The following is a 15,571-nucleotide window of genomic DNA, read 5'->3' on the forward strand; positions in this document are numbered from 1 at the left end:
TGGACGACAACCACAACAACGTCGTCGTCTTCCTCCGCAAGGACAAGAAGGGCCGCGACCTGCTCTGCGCAGTGAACTTCTCCCCGAATACTTACGAAGGCTACCGGATGGGCGTCCCCGACCACAAGCAGTACGTCCCCGTGTTCAACACCGACGCAGCCGAATACGGCGGCGACGGCTTCGGCGACACCGCCCCCGTGCCGGTGGAGGCCATCCCCTCCCACGGTAAGGAGCGCTCCGCCGCCATCCGCATCCCGGCCTTCGGAGCGGTGTTCCTGCGGGGCGAAGGCACGTTCCCCAAGCCCCGGGGCAGGAAGAAGAAGGCCGAGGGCCCGGCCAAGGCCGCGGGAGCGGCCCGCGCCGCCGGGGAGACCGCCGTCAAGGCGGCGGGGAAGACCGCCAAAGCCTCCGCCAAGGCCCTGGCAGAGGCCGTGAAGGAGCCCAAGCGGCGCGGCCGGCCCCCTAAGGTCAAGGACGCGGACAAAGCCCTGACGGAGGCCGCGAAGGAGCCCAAGCGGCGCGGCCGGCCCCCTAAGGCCAAGGACGCAGATGAAGCCCCCGCCAAGAAGCCCAGAGCGAAAAAACAGGCAAAGGAGCTGAAAGAGACATGAAGAAAGAATGCATTGCCATGTTGCTGGCCGGAGGACAGGGCAGCCGTCTCTATGTCCTCACCGGAGACATGGCAAAGCCCGCCGTCCCCTTCGGCGGCAAGTACCGCATCATCGACTTCCCCCTCTCCAACTGCACCAACTCCGGCATCGACACCGTGGGCGTGCTGACCCAGTACCGTCCCCTGGAGCTCAACAGCTATATCGGCAGCGGCCAGCCCTGGGATCTGGACGGCTCCAGCGGCGGCGTACACATCCTGCCCCCCTATCAGGGCGCCAAGGGCGGCACCTGGTACAAGGGCACCGCCAACGCCATCTATCAGAACCTGGGCTTCATCGATATGCACGATCCCGACTACGTGGTCGTCCTCTCCGGCGACCACATCTATAAGATGGACTACTCCGACATGCTGGCCCGCCACAAGGCCGCCGGCGCCGCCTGCACCATCTCCGTCATGGAGGTCCCCTGGGCCGAGGCCCCCCGCTTCGGCATCATGAGCGTGGACGGCGACGACATGATCACCGAGTTCGCCGAGAAACCCAAGGAGCCCAAGAGCAACCTGGCCTCCATGGGCATCTACGTCTTCTCCTGGAAGGCCCTGCGGCAGTACCTCATCGACGACGAGGCCACCGAGGGCTCCGAGAACGATTTCGGCAAGAACATCATCCCCACCATGCTGAACAACGAAGAGCGCATGGCGGCCTACCGCTTCGAGGGCTACTGGAAGGACGTGGGCACCCTGGAGTCCCTCTGGGACGCCAACATGGATATGCTGGCCCCCGAGTCCGGCCTGGACCTGCGGGACCAGTCCTGGCCCATCTACGCCCGCTCCATCAGCGCGCCTCCGGCCTTCCTGGGCGCCAACTCCACCGTCACCCACAGCGCCGTGAACCGCGGCAGCGTGCTGGAGGGCATGGTGGAGAACTCCGTCCTCTCCCCCAACGTCACCGTGGGCGAGGGCGCGACGGTGCGCTACTCCGTCCTCTTCCCCGGCGTCGTGGTCGAGCCCGGCGCGGTGGTGGAATACGCCATCCTGGGCGAGGGCTGCAAGATCGGCAGGGGCTGCCACGTGGGCGGTACGCCGGAAAACACGCCGGAGGGCTGGGGCCTGACGGTGCTGGCCCCGGGCTGTGAGCTGCCCGAGGGCAGGAACGCCAAGGCCGGCATCATGCTCAGCCGCAACGGTGAGGAGGTGTCCAAATGAACGGACTGCATGGGATCATTTTCGCTTACGAGCGGCGCGGCGACCTCCAGGAGCTGGGGGCCATCCGCTCCTCCGCCTCTATCCCCTTCGGCGGCCGGTTCCGGGCGGTGGACTTCGCCCTCAGCAGCCTGGTCAACGCCGGGGCCACGGACGTGGGCATCGTCCTCCACGGACACTATCAGAGCCTGCTGGACCACCTGGGCACCGGCAAGGACTGGGACCTGAGCCGCAAGCGCGGCGGCCTGCGGCTGCTGCCCCCCTTCAACTACCGCAGCGACTGGGGCACCATGCCCTACCGGGGCCATATCGAGGCCCTGGCCGGCGTGCGCAGCTATCTGGAGGGCATCCGCCAGGATTACGTGGTCATGATCGACGGCGACCTGGTGGCGAACCTGCCCATCAGCGAGATCTATGAGGAGCACCTGAAGTCCGGCGCGGACATCACCGCCGTCTGCGCCAACGACAGCTTCATGACCGAGGACGGCACCTACTTCCAGGTGGGCGAGGGCGGCCGGGTCACGGAGGTCTTCATCCATCCCCACACGCCTCGGGGCCTCCGGGGCCTGGGCACCTATGTCGTCTCCAAGAAGCTCTTGATCGAACTGGTGGACGACTGCGTGGCCAAGGATCAGCTCAGCTGGCGGGGCGACGTGCTCCAGGCCCGGAAGGGCGATCTGAAGATCCAGAGCTACATCTGGAAGGGCTACGCCGCTCAGATCCGTTCCGTCCAGGAGTATTACGACCGCAGCATGCAGCTGCTCGATCCCGCCATCCGGGCAGATCTCTTCCGCACCCAGCGCCCCATCCGGGCCAAGAACACGGACCTCAGCTCCACCTATATCGGCGACGGCGGCAAATGCGTCAACTCCCTGTTCGGCGACGGCTGCTCCATCGAGGGCGTGGTGGAGGATTCCATCCTCTTCCCCGGCGTGACGGTGGAGGCCGGCGCGGTGGTGCGCAACTGCGTGGTGTTCAAGGGCTGCGTCATCCGGAAGGACGCCCAGCTCAGCTACATCATCGCGGACAAGGACGTGGAGATCCTCCCGGGCCGGACCCTGATGGGCCACGCGACCTATCCCATCGTCCTGGCGAAGGGCAGCCGGGTATGAATCTTGATAAAAGGGGGGCGTCCTCGTCCCCCTTTTCTGATTGGAAGGCCGGATTGACCCGGCCCGCAGGATCTGATATAATGTAAGGCAAGCGCCGTCCCGGCGGTCTCCCATCTGTCTGACGCCCCGGACCCCGCGGGCCTCCCTGTGCCGGGAGAGATACGAAAAGGAGTAAGTGTATGAAGATCTTATATGTGACAAGCGAAGCGGTCCCCTTCTGCAAGACCGGCGGTCTCGCCGACGTGGCCGGTTCCCTGCCCCCCGCCTTGGCGGAACAGGGCGCTGAGGTGGCCGTGGTCCTCCCCCTCTATGAGCGGGTCCGGGAGCGTTTCGGCAGCCAGCTGAGGTTCGAGTGCTATGACTACGTGGACCTGGCGTGGCGGCACAGCTACTGCGGCCTCTTCTCCATGGAGAAAGATGGCGTGACCTGGTATTTCCTGGACAACGAGCAGTACTTCGACCGCGGCAGCCTCTACGGGCAGGCGGACGACGGCGAACGCTTCGCCTTCTTCTCCCGCGCCGTGGTGCGGATGCTGGACCACTTCAAATTCTGGCCCGAGGTCGTCCACTGCAACGACTGGCAGTCCGCCCTGGTGCCCATCTATCTGAAGGACGACGGCGTCCGGGAGGACCGCTACCGCTCCATCAAGACCGTGGTCACCATCCATAACATCGAATATCAGGGCCGCTACAACCCCTATGTCCTGGGCGACCTCTTCGGCCTGGACGCCGGCTGGGTCAAGGACGGCACCATGCTGATGGACGGCGACGCGAACCTCCTCAAGGGCGCCATCCTGTGCGCCGACGCCGTGAACGCCGTCTCCCCCACCTACGCCAACGAGCTGAAGATGCCCTACTTCGCCCACCGCATGGAGGGCATCATGCGCCAGTGCTCCAACAAGCTCTCCGGCGTGCTGAACGGCATCGACATGAAGCTCTACGACCCCTCCACGGACCCCCACATCCTGAAGAACTTCTCCCAGGAGGACATGTCCGGCAAGGACGAGTGCAAGGCCGAGCTGCAGCGGATGGCCGGCCTGCGGGAGGAGGCCCACACCCCCATCGTGGCCATGGTCAGCCGCCTGGTCTCCCACAAGGGCCTGGACCTGATCTGCGAGGTGCTCCACGACATGATGGAGCTGCCCATGCAGCTGGTGGTCCTGGGCACCGGCGACCAGCGGTATGAGGAGTTCTTCCACTGGGCCGCGCAGCAGTATCCCGGGCGGATGTCCATCCGCCTGGACTACAACGAGGACCTGGCCATGGCGATCTACGCCGGCGCGGACCTGTTCCTCATGCCCTCCAAGAGCGAGCCCTGCGGCCTGAGCCAGATGATCGCCATGCGCTACGGCACGGTGCCCATCGTCCGGGAGACCGGCGGCCTGAAGGACACCGTCCAGGCCTGCGAGTCCTGGCGGGACGCCGGGAACGGCTTCTCCTTCGCCAACTACTCCAGCGCCGATATGCTCCATGTCATCCGGGAGGCCGTGTACCTGTACAAGGATTATCCCGACGTCTTCGGCCGTCTGCGCCAGCGGGCCATGGCCTGCGACTTCAGCTGGGCCCGCAGCGCCCGGGAGTACCTGCGCATCTACGCCACCATCACCGGCCAGACCTGGCCTGTCCACGAGGATACCCGCCGCGCGGCCGAGGTCCCTGCCGAGGAACCCGCTCCCGCTGTGGAGGAGGCCCCCGCCGAGGAGCCCGCTCCCGCGGTGGAGGAAGCCCCTGCCGAGGAGCCCGCTCCCTCTGTGGAGGAAGCTCCCGCCGAGGAGCCCGCTCCCGTCGTAGAGGAAGCCCCTGCCGAAGAGCCCGCTCCCGCCGTGGAGGAAGCCCCTGCTGAGGAGCCCGCTCCCGCTGTGGAGGAAGTCCCTGCCGAGGAGCCCGCTCCCGCCGTAGAGGAACCCCCTGCCGAAGAGCCCGCTCCCGCCGTGGAGGAGGCCCCCGCCGAGGAGCCTGCTCCCGCCGTGGAGGAGGCCCCCACTGAGGAACCCGCCCCCGCCGAGGAGCCCGCTCCCGCTGCGGAGGCGCCGGCCAAAAAGCCCCGGAAGACCGCGGCCAGATCCGCCGCGAAGTCCGGGAAGCCCGCGAAGAAAGCGGAGAAGAAGACGACTGCTAAGAAAGGAACCGCCGGTAAGAAAAAGACCGCGGAGTGAAAATGCCCATGACACCGATCACGACGAAACAGCTGGAAGAAGCCCTGTCCGCCAAGTTGATGACCAACTTCGGCAAAGCCGCCGACGAGGCCACCGACGGCGAGATGATGCGGGCCAGTGCCCTGGTCCTGCGGGACATGATGGCCATGCGGGAAGTGGAGTCCCGGAAGAAGACCCGCACGGATAAGAAGAAGCAGGTCCACTACCTGTCCATGGAGTTCCTCATGGGCCGGAGCCTGATCAAGAACGCCTATAACCTGGAGGTGCTCCCCCAACTGAAGGAAGCCCTGGAACACATGGGGTTCAAGGCCGCCGACATCTTCGAGATGGAGCCCGACGCGGCCCTGGGCAACGGCGGGCTGGGCCGTCTGGCCGCCTGCTACCTGGACTCCATGACCACCCTGGAGATCCCCGCCACCGGCTACTCCATCTGCTATGAACTGGGCCTGTTCAAGCAGAAGATCGTGGAGGGCCAGCAGGTGGAGCTCCCCGACCACTGGAAGGACCTGGGCGCCGCCTGGCTGCTGCCCAAGCCCGCCGAGGCGCAGACCGTCTCCTTCGGCGGCACGGTCCGGGAGTTCTGGGCCGACGGCCACCTCCACACCGTCAACGAGAACGCCACCACGATCCAGGCGATCCCCTATGATATGGAGATCGCCGGATACGGCACCGACCATGTCAACGTCCTGCGCCTGTGGGATCCCCGGCCCACCAAGCCCATCGACATGAGCCTGTTCGGCCGCGGCGAGTATCTGAAAGCCTCCGAGGAGGAGACCATGGCCGAGACCATCGCCAAGGTGCTCTACCCCGACGACAACCACATCGAGGGGAAGTCCCTCCGCCTCAAGCAGCAGTATTTCTTCGTCTCCGCCACGGTCCAATCCATCACCGCCAAGCATCTGGATACTTACGGGACGCTGAAGAACTTCCATGAGAAGAACATCATCCAGATCAACGACACCCACCCCACCCTGGTCATCCCGGAGCTGATGCGGGTGCTCATCGACGACACCGGCATGGACTGGGACGAGGCGTGGCACATCACCACCCACTCCGTGGCCTATACGAACCACACGGTCCTGGCCGAGGCCCTGGAGCGCTGGCCCCAGACCCTGATGGAGCGCCGCCTGCCCCGCATCTGGCAGATCATCCAGGAGATCTCCAACCGCTGGCAGAAGCGGGTGGAGGACTTCTATCACGATCCCGCCAAGACCAAGCGGATGGCCATCATCTGGGACGGCCAGGTCCGCATGGCGAACCTGTGTATCGCCGGTGGCATGGCGGTCAACGGCGTCAGCACCCTCCACTCCGACATCCTGCGCAGCGACGTCTTCAAGGACGCCTGCGGCATGGAGCCCCAGAAGTTCCAGAACGTCACCAACGGCATCGACCACCGCCGCTGGCTCAGCGAGATCAACCCCGGCCTGGACAGCCTCATAAAGGAGCTGACCGGCGGGGACGCCTACCTCTCCAACGCCTCCGTCCTCCAGAAGCTGGACGCCTTCGCGGACGACAAGGCCGTGCTGGACCGCCTGGCGGAGATCAAGCGGAAGAACAAGGAGCTCCTCGCTGTCCACGCCAAGCGGAGCCGGGGCGTCATCCTGAACCCCGACGCCATCTTCGACGTGCAGGCGAAGCGCCTCCACGAGTACAAGCGCCAGCTCCTGAACGTGCTGCACATCATCGCCCTTTATCAGAAGCTGCGGGACGATCCCAGCGCCATCGTCCAGCCCCACACCTTCCTCTTCGGCGCGAAAGCGGCGCCGGGCTACGAGGTGGCGAAGCGGATCATCCGTCTGATCAACTCCCTGGCCGACCAGATCGAGCACGACCCCATCTGCAAGGATAAGCTCCAGGTGGTCTTCCTGGAGAACTACCGGGTCTCCCTGGCGGAGGTGCTGATGCCCGCCAGCGAGGTCAGCCAGCAGATCTCCACCGCCGGCAAGGAGGCCAGCGGCACCGGCAACATGAAGTTCATGATGAACGGCGCCCTGACCATCGGCACCCTGGACGGCGCCAACGTGGAGATGCACGAGGTGCTGGGGGACGAGAACATGTTCCTCTTCGGCCTCCATGCCGACGAGGTGGAGCACCTGAAGCGGGAGGGCTATGTGCCCCAGCGCTGGTACAACCGGGATGAGCGCCTCCGCCGGGCCATGGACGCCCTGCGGACCGGCTTCCGGGACGGCGTCAGCTATGACGACCTGTATCAGCGGCTGCTGCTGGGCATGGGCGGCAGCCCCGCCGACGAGTACCTGCTCCTGGCGGACTTCCAGTCCTACTGCGACGCGGAGGCGCGCATGGTGGAGACCTATGCCCATCCCGAGCTGTGGAACCGCATGAGCCTGCACAACATCGCCCGCAGCGGCATCTTCGCCGCCGACCGGGCCGTCGCGCAGTACGCCGAAAACATCTGGCATGTCCCCCACCGCGCGCTCTCCTGAGCGGGGCCAAGAGGACCCGCCCGCTCCGGCAGCCCGGCAGTCCCGAACGCCGGAGCGGCGGCAGCCAAGGCTATGCGAGAGGGACCCTTCCTGGGTCCCTCTCGTGACGCTCTCCCTTCCCGCCGGTGGACCCCCCTGTTTTTTGACACTCTAAAAGGGCCGCATCCTTTACGGATACGGCCCTTTTTCGATGCTTTGTGCTTTGGTCACAGGGTCTTGGCGTCGACTTCCGCTTTCAGCTTGGCGGCGAAGTCCTCCAGGCTCATGGCGCCCAGATCCTCACCGGCGCGGGTACGGACGGAGACGGTCTTGGCCTCCACGTCCCGGTCCCCCACCACCAGCATGTAGGGGACCTTCTCCAGGGTGGCTTCCCGGATCTTCTTGCCGATCTTCTCGTTGCGGACATCGGTCTCCACCCGGAAGCCCTGCTCGTCCAGGGCGGCGGCGGCCTCAGCGGCATAGGCGTCCGCCCGGTCGGTGACGGTCAGGACCTTCACCTGGACGGGGCTCAGCCAGACCGGGAAGGCCCCGGCGAAGTGCTCGGTGATGACGCCGATGAAACGCTCGATAGAGCCCAGCACTACCCGGTGGATCATGACGGGGCGGTGCTTCTGGCCGTCCTCGCCGGTATACTCCAGCTCGAAACGCTCCGGCAGCTGGCTGTCCAGCTGGATGGTGCCGCACTGCCAGGTCCGGCCCAGGGAGTCGGCCAGATGGAAGTCCAGCTTGGGACCGTAGAACGCGCCGTCCCCCTCGTTGATGACGAAGTCCTTGCCCATGTCGGAGATGGCGGCCTTCAGGATGTCCTGGTTCCGCTCCCACTCCTCCTCGGTGCCGATGTGGTCCTCGGGCATGGTGGACAGCTCGATGGTATAGCTCAGGCCGAAGGTGGAATAGACCTCGTCGAACAGGCGCACCGTCTCCTGGATCACGTCCTGCATCTGCTCCCGGGTCATGAAGACGTGGGCGTCATCCTGGTTGAAGCAGCGCACCCGGAACAGGCCGTGGAGCGCGCCGGACAGCTCGTGCCGGTGGACCAGGCCGATCTCCCCCACCCGCAGGGGCAGGTCCCGGTAAGAATGGGGCTCACTGGCGTAGACCAGCATCCCGCCGGGGCAGTTCATGGGCTTGACGGCAAAGTCCACCTCGTCGATCACGGTGGTATACATGTTGGCCTTGTAGTGGTCCCAGTGGCCGGAACGCTCCCAAAGCTGGCGGTTCAGCATGATGGGGGTGGAGATCTCCACGTAGCCGTACTTTTTATGGACCTGCCGCCAGTAGTCCAGGAGCGTGTTCTTCAGCGTCATGCCCTTGGGCAGGAAGAAGGGGAAGCCGGGGCCCTCGTCCCGGAGCATGAACAGGCCCAGCTCCTTGCCCAGACGGCGGTGGTCCCGCTTCTTGGCCTCCTCGATGCGGGCCAGGTACTCGTCCAGCTCGTCCTTCTTGGGGAAGGCGATGCCGTAGATGCGCTGGAGGGTCTCCCGCTCGGAGTCGCCCCGCCAGTAGGCGGCGTTGCAGGCGGTGAGCTTGATGGCGTTGCCCTTCACCCGGCCGGTGGAGTCCAGATGAGGGCCGGCGCAGAGGTCCGTGAACTCGCCCTGCTTGTAGAAGCTGATGGCGGCGTCCTCCGGGAGGTCGTTGATGAGTTCTACCTTATAGGGCTCGCCCTTCTCCTCCATGAACTTGACGGCCTCCGCCCGGGGCAGTTCGAAACGCTCCAGCTTCAGCTTCTCCTTGCAGATCTTGCGCATCTCGCCCTCGATCTGCTCCATGATCTCGGGGGTGAAGGGGAACGGGGAGTCCATGTCATAGTAGAAGCCCTCGTCGATGGAGGGGCCGATGGCCAGCTTCACGTCGGGGTACAGGCGCTTGACGGCCTGGGCCAGGATGTGAGAGCAGGTATGCCAATAGGTCTTGCGGTAGGTCTCGTTTTCAAAGGTGTACAGATCGTTCTCTGCGCTCATGATGAATCCTCCTTGTCGTGGGGCGGGGACGAAAAGACCCACCCCTGATGAAGATCAGGGGTGGGATACGAAAGACGTATTCCACGGTCCCACCCTGCTTGCGGTCCGCCGTGCGGTCCGCCGCTCGTGTCCTCTGTAACGGGAGGTCCCGGCCCGGTCATCCCGGGCAGCTCAGGAGTGGTACAGCCGCCGTCCCCCCTAGGGCGCTTCCAGCAAGCGCGCCCCTCTCTGCAGAGGATGCGGGCGGTCCTTCTCCGTCATCACCGATTTGATGGGTCCTACTATATCACCGTATGGCGGAAATGTCAAGCGGCGTCTTGCTGGGGGCATCATGCCGCTGATAAAAAATCCGAGAGAAATCGGAAAAAGGACTTGCATTTTCAAAACGTATGTGCTATCATTAGGAAGCTCTCATGAGAGGGCAGTATGTGCGCCCTTAGCTCAGCTGGATAGAGCGTCTGGCTACGGACCAGAAGGCCGGGGGTTCGAATCCCTCAGGGCGTACCAGTAAAACCCGCTGATTCTTAGTGAATCGGCGGGTTTTCTGTATTTTTCAGGTAGCTTTAATTCTTGCCGCCCTTTCAAAATTCAACTTTAATTCAACTCGCTGTAAAAATTCAAGCCTTTTTCAAGAAGATATCAGCCAGGATGTCGGCGCTCTTTTGGTCCGCCGCCGCTATGACGTGGGCATAGATATCCGTGGTCGTGCTCACTTTGGAATGTCCAAGCCTCTTCGAGATCGAAACACTATCGACGCCGTTGAAGTAGAGCATGGAGGCCATTGTGTGGCGGAAAGCGTGCGGATTGACATGGGGGAAGCCGTGGCGCTTGGAGAATTTGCTTAACCAAGAGGTCACGCTGTCCGGGTGCATGGGCTTCCCGTTGTCCTGGGAGAATACGAAGCCCTGGTAGTCATAATATTCGCCCAGGCGTAGCCGTTCCTCATTCTGCCAAGCTCTGTATTGCCGCAGCAGCTGCATTGTCTCCGCCGGGAGAGCGATAAACCGCCCGGAGGTCGAGGTTTTCGGCGTGTCTTCATAAACTCCCCGGTCCGCTCTGTAAAGAACATTGTTGCAGATTTGGACCTTGTTTTCCTCAAAGAATACCTTGTCCCACTTCAGGCCCAGGATTTCCCCGCGCCTTGCGCCGGTAATCAGCAGCATGTGTATAAGGGTCCTCCATTTGATGGGCTCCAGCTCCAAAGCGTCACGGATGGCGGCAACCTGTTCCGGCTGGAAATAGTTCACTTCTTTATGCTGGGCCTTGGGGAGCATTGCCTTTCGGGCCACGTTGAAGGGTACAAGGAATTACTTGCAGAGCTGTATATGCGGCAGATGGTAGAAGCCGGGAAGGATTGGGGAAAGAATCAGCCCGCCGCCTTTAGCGAGGAAGAAATGCAAAAGAAACGGGCACAGGTGAGAGGACTGCAAGCGGCGCTAATCAGTCAGCAGGGGGGAGAATGATAAAATTAAATCCTAGCGATATCGCACTTATTGAGCGTATTTTAAACTCCGGTGACCGGGTTGAAATCGTACCACGGAGAGAAGAAACTACCAGAATTTATCGGCTAAAAGTTGAAAAGAGCAAATCCTCATCCTAAGCGGTGGATGGGAAGGGCCGAGCGGGGCCAGTTACCTGAACTTTGGGTAGCTGGCCCCCTTTTTCATTTTCGGAGAAAGGAGCTGAACGCATGGCGGACGCCACCATCGACAAACTGCAAATTGAGATCGAAGCATCGTCCACCGCCGCCGCCGGAGCGATCGACCGCCTGACGGCCTCCTTGCAAAAGCTGGGGCAGGCCACGAAGGTGCCAGGGCTGGAGAAGCTGTCCAGGCAGATGAAAAGCCCGACGCAGGCGCCAAGTACTTCCACGGCGAAAATAGAGGCTGAAATTGCCCGTCTTGAAAAGCAAGCGGAATCTTCCGCTGACTCCGTGTTAAAGCTGCAAGAACGATTGGAGGCAATGCAACAGTATCGTGGAGTTGGAAGCCCCGCAACCGCCGCCGCAGTCGAGGAAGAAGTGCGGCGGACGGAAAAGGAAATCGAACGGTTATCCGGCGCAATTGACGCCGCCGACAATAAAATCCGGCAACTAAGAAAGAGCCTTGAAACAGGGATGCAGGGAGCAGCAGCCCCTATAGAGCAGGTAGCGGCGGCTCTTGCAAAAATCCCCCAGGCCCCCGCCGCCTCTGTAGACAGTGAAAGCATCAAAAAGGCGGCGGCCTCTTGCGAACAGCTTGCGGCGGCTGCGGAGAAGGTACAAAAATCCTTGGAGCGGACCGGGGGAAGCACTGACAAGCTGGCCGGGGCCGCTCAAAAAGTCCAAAAGGCTTCGGCTGGCGTTGACAACGTGGCTAGGGCGGCAAAGCGTGTAGAAACCGAACTTGGCGGCGCAACGAAAGAGGCGGAGCGGCTAGGGCACACCTTAAAGCGGGCCGGGGACCAGGGCGCAAGCGGCCTCGACCGCCTTGTGGACCGATTGAAGCGCCTGACCGCGAATTTTATCATTTTCCGCATGATATCCCGCCTGACAAATGCCGTTGCGGAGAACCTTGGGACCGTGGCGCAAAAGAACGAGAGGGTAAACGAAACCCTGTCAAAAATCGTTACTTCCGTTCAATACGTGGTGGACGCCCTGACCGCCGCTGTCCTCCCGGTCCTGATGGCGATTGAGCCTGTTATAACTGCTATCCTGGACGGGCTAGCCTCCGTGCTGAACTTCATTGCAAGGATCGTAGCGGCATTTTTAGGCGAGGACTATGTTTTGCAAGCCAAAAAGGAGTACAAGGATTTTGCGGAATCCGTAGACGGTTCTGCGTCCTCCACGGACAAGCTGACCAACTCCGCCAAGAAATTAAAAAGCGTTCTTCTTGGCATCGACGAACTGAACGTAATTGAGAAGGACTCGCCTTTGGGCGGCGGCGGTTCTGGCGATTTAGGAAACTTCCGGTTTGAGGAAGTCAAGAGCGATTTAAAATTTCCCGAAATCAAATTCCCGAACCTGGATAAGATACCTTCCCCGGAATGGTCCCCGAATCCGGTCCCGGCCCCGGAGTTTGCACCCGTCACGCTGCCGGAGCTGTCCGGCGTAAAGCTCAAAGCCCCGGCGTGGGTCCCGGAGCTTGTCAAGGCCCCAGCTTTTGAACCTCTGGAAGTACCGAGCCTTGCGGGGGAGCGGCTTCTTTCCCCGCAATGGGTCCCCGGCCTTGTTCCAAGCCCAGCCTTTGAGCCTGTGTTACTGCCGGACCTCGTAGGGGAGAAAATGCCCTCTCCGGTTTGGGAGCCGGGGTATGTGCCCGCCCCTGTCTTTGAACCGCTTCCTGTCCCTGACCTTTTGGGGCAAAAGTTACCTTCCCCGTCCTGGGTCCCGGACGTGATACCAAGCCCGACATTTGAGCCGGTCCGCCTCCCGGAGCTGGTTGGAGAACTGCTGAAATCTCCGGCGTGGTTTCCCTCCGTGGTCCCCGCTCCCGTTTTTGAAAAGTTGCTGATTCCCAGCTTTGTGGGGGCGCTGCTGAAAGCGCCGGAGTGGATACCCTCTATCATCCCGGCCCCGGCCTTTGAGGCCCTTACCTTGCCGGAGTGGGCGCTTTCACCTTTGCCCGTCCCGGGGTGGGCGCAGAATCCCATTCCCGCCCCTGCTATAGATAGTTCTGTATTGTTGTCCGGACTGGCGGCGATTGGAGCGGCGTTTACTTCTTTGGAAGCAAGCATGAGTGAAAAGCTCCAGGTGCTTCAGCAGAAATTTTCCTCCTTCGTCACGGCCACACAAAGCACTTTATCCACGTGGGGCGAAAATATCAAAACGAATTTCTCTGCGGTCATTGAATTTCTCCCAAAAGTTACGCCGCTTGCCCTGCTGCCGACCGCCCAGACCTTTGGGTCTTTCTTTACAGTCACAGCCGCCGCTCTTGGGGCCTGGGGGCCGAACCTTGCAAAGAATTTCGGGACGACCCTCGATTACTTAGGGTCCGCCGCCGTCCCTGTTCTGACCTCCCTGGGAGCGTCCATTGTCTCCTGGGTGAACCAGACAAGCAACGCCATTGGTTCGTGGGGCGGCAGCCTTATTGAGACGGCGGCAAAGGCCGGTTCAGGATTAGTTCAAAATCTTATGTCGGCGTTTTCTTCTGTGTGGGACGGCTTTGTCGGGCTGATGCAGAGCATTGGAGAGAGGATAAGCTCTTGGTGGAGCGCAAATAGATCCAGGGCCGCACCTGCGGGAGCTGTGGCCCTGGCGGGCGCTGGCGTGACCGCTTTTGTCCTCTCCGGCGGGGCTGCCGCTGTTGCCGCCGCTATCCCCCACATGGCCCCGCTTGCGCTGCCCGCTATGGCTTTTGCAAACGGCGGCGTGGTGAAGTCTCCGACGCTGGCCTTGATGGGAGAATATCCGAACGCACGGAGCAACCCCGAAATCATAGCCCCGCAAAATATCCTCCGTGAAACCTTCCGGGAGGAACAGGGGAGGCAGGATTATTCCGCCGTTATCGCCGCAATCAACGCCGGAGCAGGAGCCATAGTAGACGCTATTAATAACCAGGACTATGGCGTACACCTGGACGGGAAAACACTCATGCGGTCCGTCGAGCGGGCACAACATCAGAGAGGCGTTGACCTTATGCCGGGCGGAGTGATGATCTAATCTTTGCTCCCCAAATATGGTGAGAAAAGCGGGAGGGCCGTTCGTGGCTCTCCCGCTTGCTTACTGCGCTTTTTTCAATTCCCGGATTTCCCTGCTATGATTTTTGACGACCGCCTCCAGCACGTCAAGCCGGTCCTCTGCATCGTCAAGGGCCTCCATCGGGAGCATTTTTTCTTGAATGAGTTTTTGACCGTCAGCCAGTAAGTTGAATTTAGGGTCAACGAGTCCCTCTAGCAGAACCTGCATATTGACGGTGGACTGTTCCAGGACCCGTTTTTCCATAGCCGCAAGGTCGTCCTTGGTGGCCGTGGTCCTCTCCAGAGTGTCCAGACGCTTGTTGATAGGGTTCACCTGGGCTTTAATCAGTTGTGCGATTGCCTGTAAATCCTTTTCGTCCAGCATGGTCATCACCTCACTTTCCATTATAGGGTGCTTGTCAATAGAACATACTTTCTGTTCCACAGGAAAATGGAGCAGCGAAGCCTCTTGGAAATTGCTTTATTTTGCGGGGTCTCCTCATTTTTGAGGAGACCCTTTTGAGAACGTTTCAAAAGGGGGACGGTCCAGATTTGGACTGACCTGCATTGCAACTTCCTGCAATACTGCCAAAACTGGCGGCATTTCCTAGAAGCCCCATAAAGGCCCGCTACGGCGTTTTATCGTTTGGGAGTATATAGGAAACACCGCTAAAGCGCTAACGTCGCTTGTAGGGGCCTCTACGGGCCTTATAGCATATTTGTTCGATAGCCCCGAGATTTTGGGGGAAGATATCGGCTGCACCACGGGGTGAATATCGTTCACCGCCAAAATTCTTTCTTTTACGGCGGTTAAGTGAAGGCGTTTAGATAAATACCCGTTGTAAAAAAGACAATTATAGAGCATATCACGGCGGCTGCTCTTTTTTCGACTAGTGAGTTCACCTCCGGTTTCGGCATAATTCTCATTCCGTACATTTTGAGAAAAATCCTTCCGGTCTTGCAGAGCCAAAAATTGACCACCCGCTCTTTGTCTGTACCAGCGCACACGCTGCTCTGAGGATAAGGACTGATTTATGGTCATGAAAATCCCCATTATCTGTTTCAAACCTGCCATTCTCGTGACAATTTCTGCTTGCTTGGTACGGCTGGGTACTCCTTGACCACATATTTGCCCACAGACAGAGAAAACCGGCCCACCGGGGTATCCCGGTGGGCCGCAGTTCTCAGCTTGCCCTATTCTCTGCCCTCAGCCGCTCCTTTTCAGCGGCCACCTCCGATTTCATTTCGGTTATCATTACTGCCAGCAGCTTTTCACATTCTTTCTCTGAGTCAGCGTAGATGTCTCGGGTACGCTTTGTTCCATCGGGCCAGGTCACCGTATACCTTCCGTTCCAGCGCCCACTTTTGGTCTGCCCCAAGTATCCGCTGCCCCAGTAGCGGCGCTTGCCCCGCTTGGGTTTGAAATCTG

At 61.3% G+C, this 15,571-nt stretch carries 10 protein-coding genes, 1 tRNA gene and 1 pseudogene; 7 read left to right on the forward strand and 5 right to left on the reverse strand.

Translation table 11 applies throughout. The features are described from left to right. The 5 genes from QZ332_RS10760 to QZ332_RS10780 form a co-directional block, all read left to right on the forward strand. Window positions 1-611: alpha amylase C-terminal domain-containing protein (locus QZ332_RS10760; RefSeq protein WP_295765177.1), on the forward strand; the 611-nt coding region annotated here is incomplete at its 5' end. Further along, window positions 608-1,813, forward strand: a complete 1,206-nt coding sequence (locus QZ332_RS10765) for a glucose-1-phosphate adenylyltransferase (protein WP_295765179.1) — start codon at window positions 608-610, stop codon at window positions 1,811-1,813. The genes QZ332_RS10760 and QZ332_RS10765, both read left to right, overlap by 4 nt. Beyond that, complete coding sequence (gene glgD / locus QZ332_RS10770) at window positions 1,810-2,922, forward strand: glucose-1-phosphate adenylyltransferase subunit GlgD (protein WP_295765181.1); 1,113 nt, start codon at window positions 1,810-1,812, stop codon at window positions 2,920-2,922. The genes QZ332_RS10765 and glgD overlap by 4 nt, the downstream gene beginning before the upstream one ends. A 179-nt stretch (window positions 2,923-3,101) precedes the next feature. Further along, window positions 3,102-5,078 (forward strand): glycogen synthase GlgA, encoded by a 1,977-nt coding sequence (glgA, locus tag QZ332_RS10775; RefSeq protein WP_295765183.1) that lies wholly within the window; start codon window positions 3,102-3,104, stop codon window positions 5,076-5,078. Window positions 5,079-5,086: 8 nt separating this feature from the next. Then, window positions 5,087-7,522, forward strand: coding sequence for a glycogen/starch/alpha-glucan phosphorylase (locus QZ332_RS10780; RefSeq protein ID WP_295765185.1), 2,436 nt, complete (start codon window positions 5,087-5,089; stop codon window positions 7,520-7,522). Between the two features lie 206 nt (window positions 7,523-7,728). Here the strand turns inward: QZ332_RS10780 and thrS are convergent, their stop codons facing one another. Next, window positions 7,729-9,486 (reverse strand): threonine--tRNA ligase, encoded by a 1,758-nt coding sequence (gene thrS, locus QZ332_RS10785; RefSeq protein WP_295765187.1) that lies wholly within the window; start codon window positions 9,484-9,486, stop codon window positions 7,729-7,731. Between the two features lie 430 nt (window positions 9,487-9,916). Here thrS and QZ332_RS10790 point away from each other — a divergent pair. Continuing rightward, window positions 9,917-9,993 (forward strand) — tRNA-Arg (locus QZ332_RS10790). Between the two features lie 110 nt (window positions 9,994-10,103). Here QZ332_RS10790 and QZ332_RS10795 read toward each other — a convergent pair. Then, complete coding sequence (locus QZ332_RS10795; protein ID WP_295765189.1) at window positions 10,104-10,733, reverse strand: site-specific integrase; 630 nt, start codon at window positions 10,731-10,733, stop codon at window positions 10,104-10,106. A gap of 443 nt (window positions 10,734-11,176) precedes the next feature. On the opposite strand from QZ332_RS10795, the gene QZ332_RS10800 reads away from it, so the two are divergent. Beyond that, the gene (locus QZ332_RS10800; protein WP_295765190.1) at window positions 11,177-14,125 is read left to right on the forward strand and encodes a hypothetical protein; all 2,949 of its coding nucleotides are present in this window, start codon (window positions 11,177-11,179) and stop codon (window positions 14,123-14,125) included. A gap of 60 nt (window positions 14,126-14,185) precedes the next feature. Here the strand turns inward: QZ332_RS10800 and QZ332_RS10805 are convergent, their stop codons facing one another. The 3 genes and pseudogenes from QZ332_RS10805 to QZ332_RS10815 all read right to left on the reverse strand — a co-directional run. Next, entirely contained in the window at window positions 14,186-14,587 is a 402-nt protein-coding gene (locus QZ332_RS10805; protein ID WP_295765192.1) for a hypothetical protein, read from the reverse strand. 162 nt (window positions 14,588-14,749) lie between these two features. Next, window positions 14,750-15,217: a hypothetical protein gene (locus QZ332_RS10810; protein WP_295765194.1), complete on the reverse strand. Its 468-nt coding sequence runs from the start codon at window positions 15,215-15,217 to the stop codon at window positions 14,750-14,752. 109 nt (window positions 15,218-15,326) lie between these two features. Further along, window positions 15,327-15,571: pseudogene (locus QZ332_RS10815) on the reverse strand (site-specific integrase); the annotation flags it as partial.

The organism is uncultured Oscillibacter sp. (assembly GCF_910584465.1).
Classification (GTDB): Bacteria; Bacillota; Clostridia; order Oscillospirales; family Oscillospiraceae; genus Oscillibacter.

Excerpts from the sequence above, each read along its gene's own strand:
- thrS (WP_295765187.1), bottom strand. The coding sequence starts at position 9,486 with ATGAGCGCAGAGAACGATCTGTACACCTTTGAAAACGAGACCTACCGC.
- glgA (WP_295765183.1), top strand. The coding sequence starts at position 3,102 with ATGAAGATCTTATATGTGACAAGCGAAGCGGTCCCCTTCTGCAAGACC.
- QZ332_RS10765 (WP_295765179.1), top strand. The coding sequence starts at position 608 with ATGAAGAAAGAATGCATTGCCATGTTGCTGGCCGGAGGACAGGGCAGC.
- QZ332_RS10780 (WP_295765185.1), top strand. The coding sequence starts at position 5,087 with ATGACACCGATCACGACGAAACAGCTGGAAGAAGCCCTGTCCGCCAAG.
- QZ332_RS10810 (WP_295765194.1), bottom strand. The coding sequence starts at position 15,217 with ATGGCAGGTTTGAAACAGATAATGGGGATTTTCATGACCATAAATCAG.
- QZ332_RS10800 (WP_295765190.1), top strand. The coding sequence starts at position 11,177 with ATGGCGGACGCCACCATCGACAAACTGCAAATTGAGATCGAAGCATCG.
- glgD (WP_295765181.1), top strand. The coding sequence starts at position 1,810 with ATGAACGGACTGCATGGGATCATTTTCGCTTACGAGCGGCGCGGCGAC.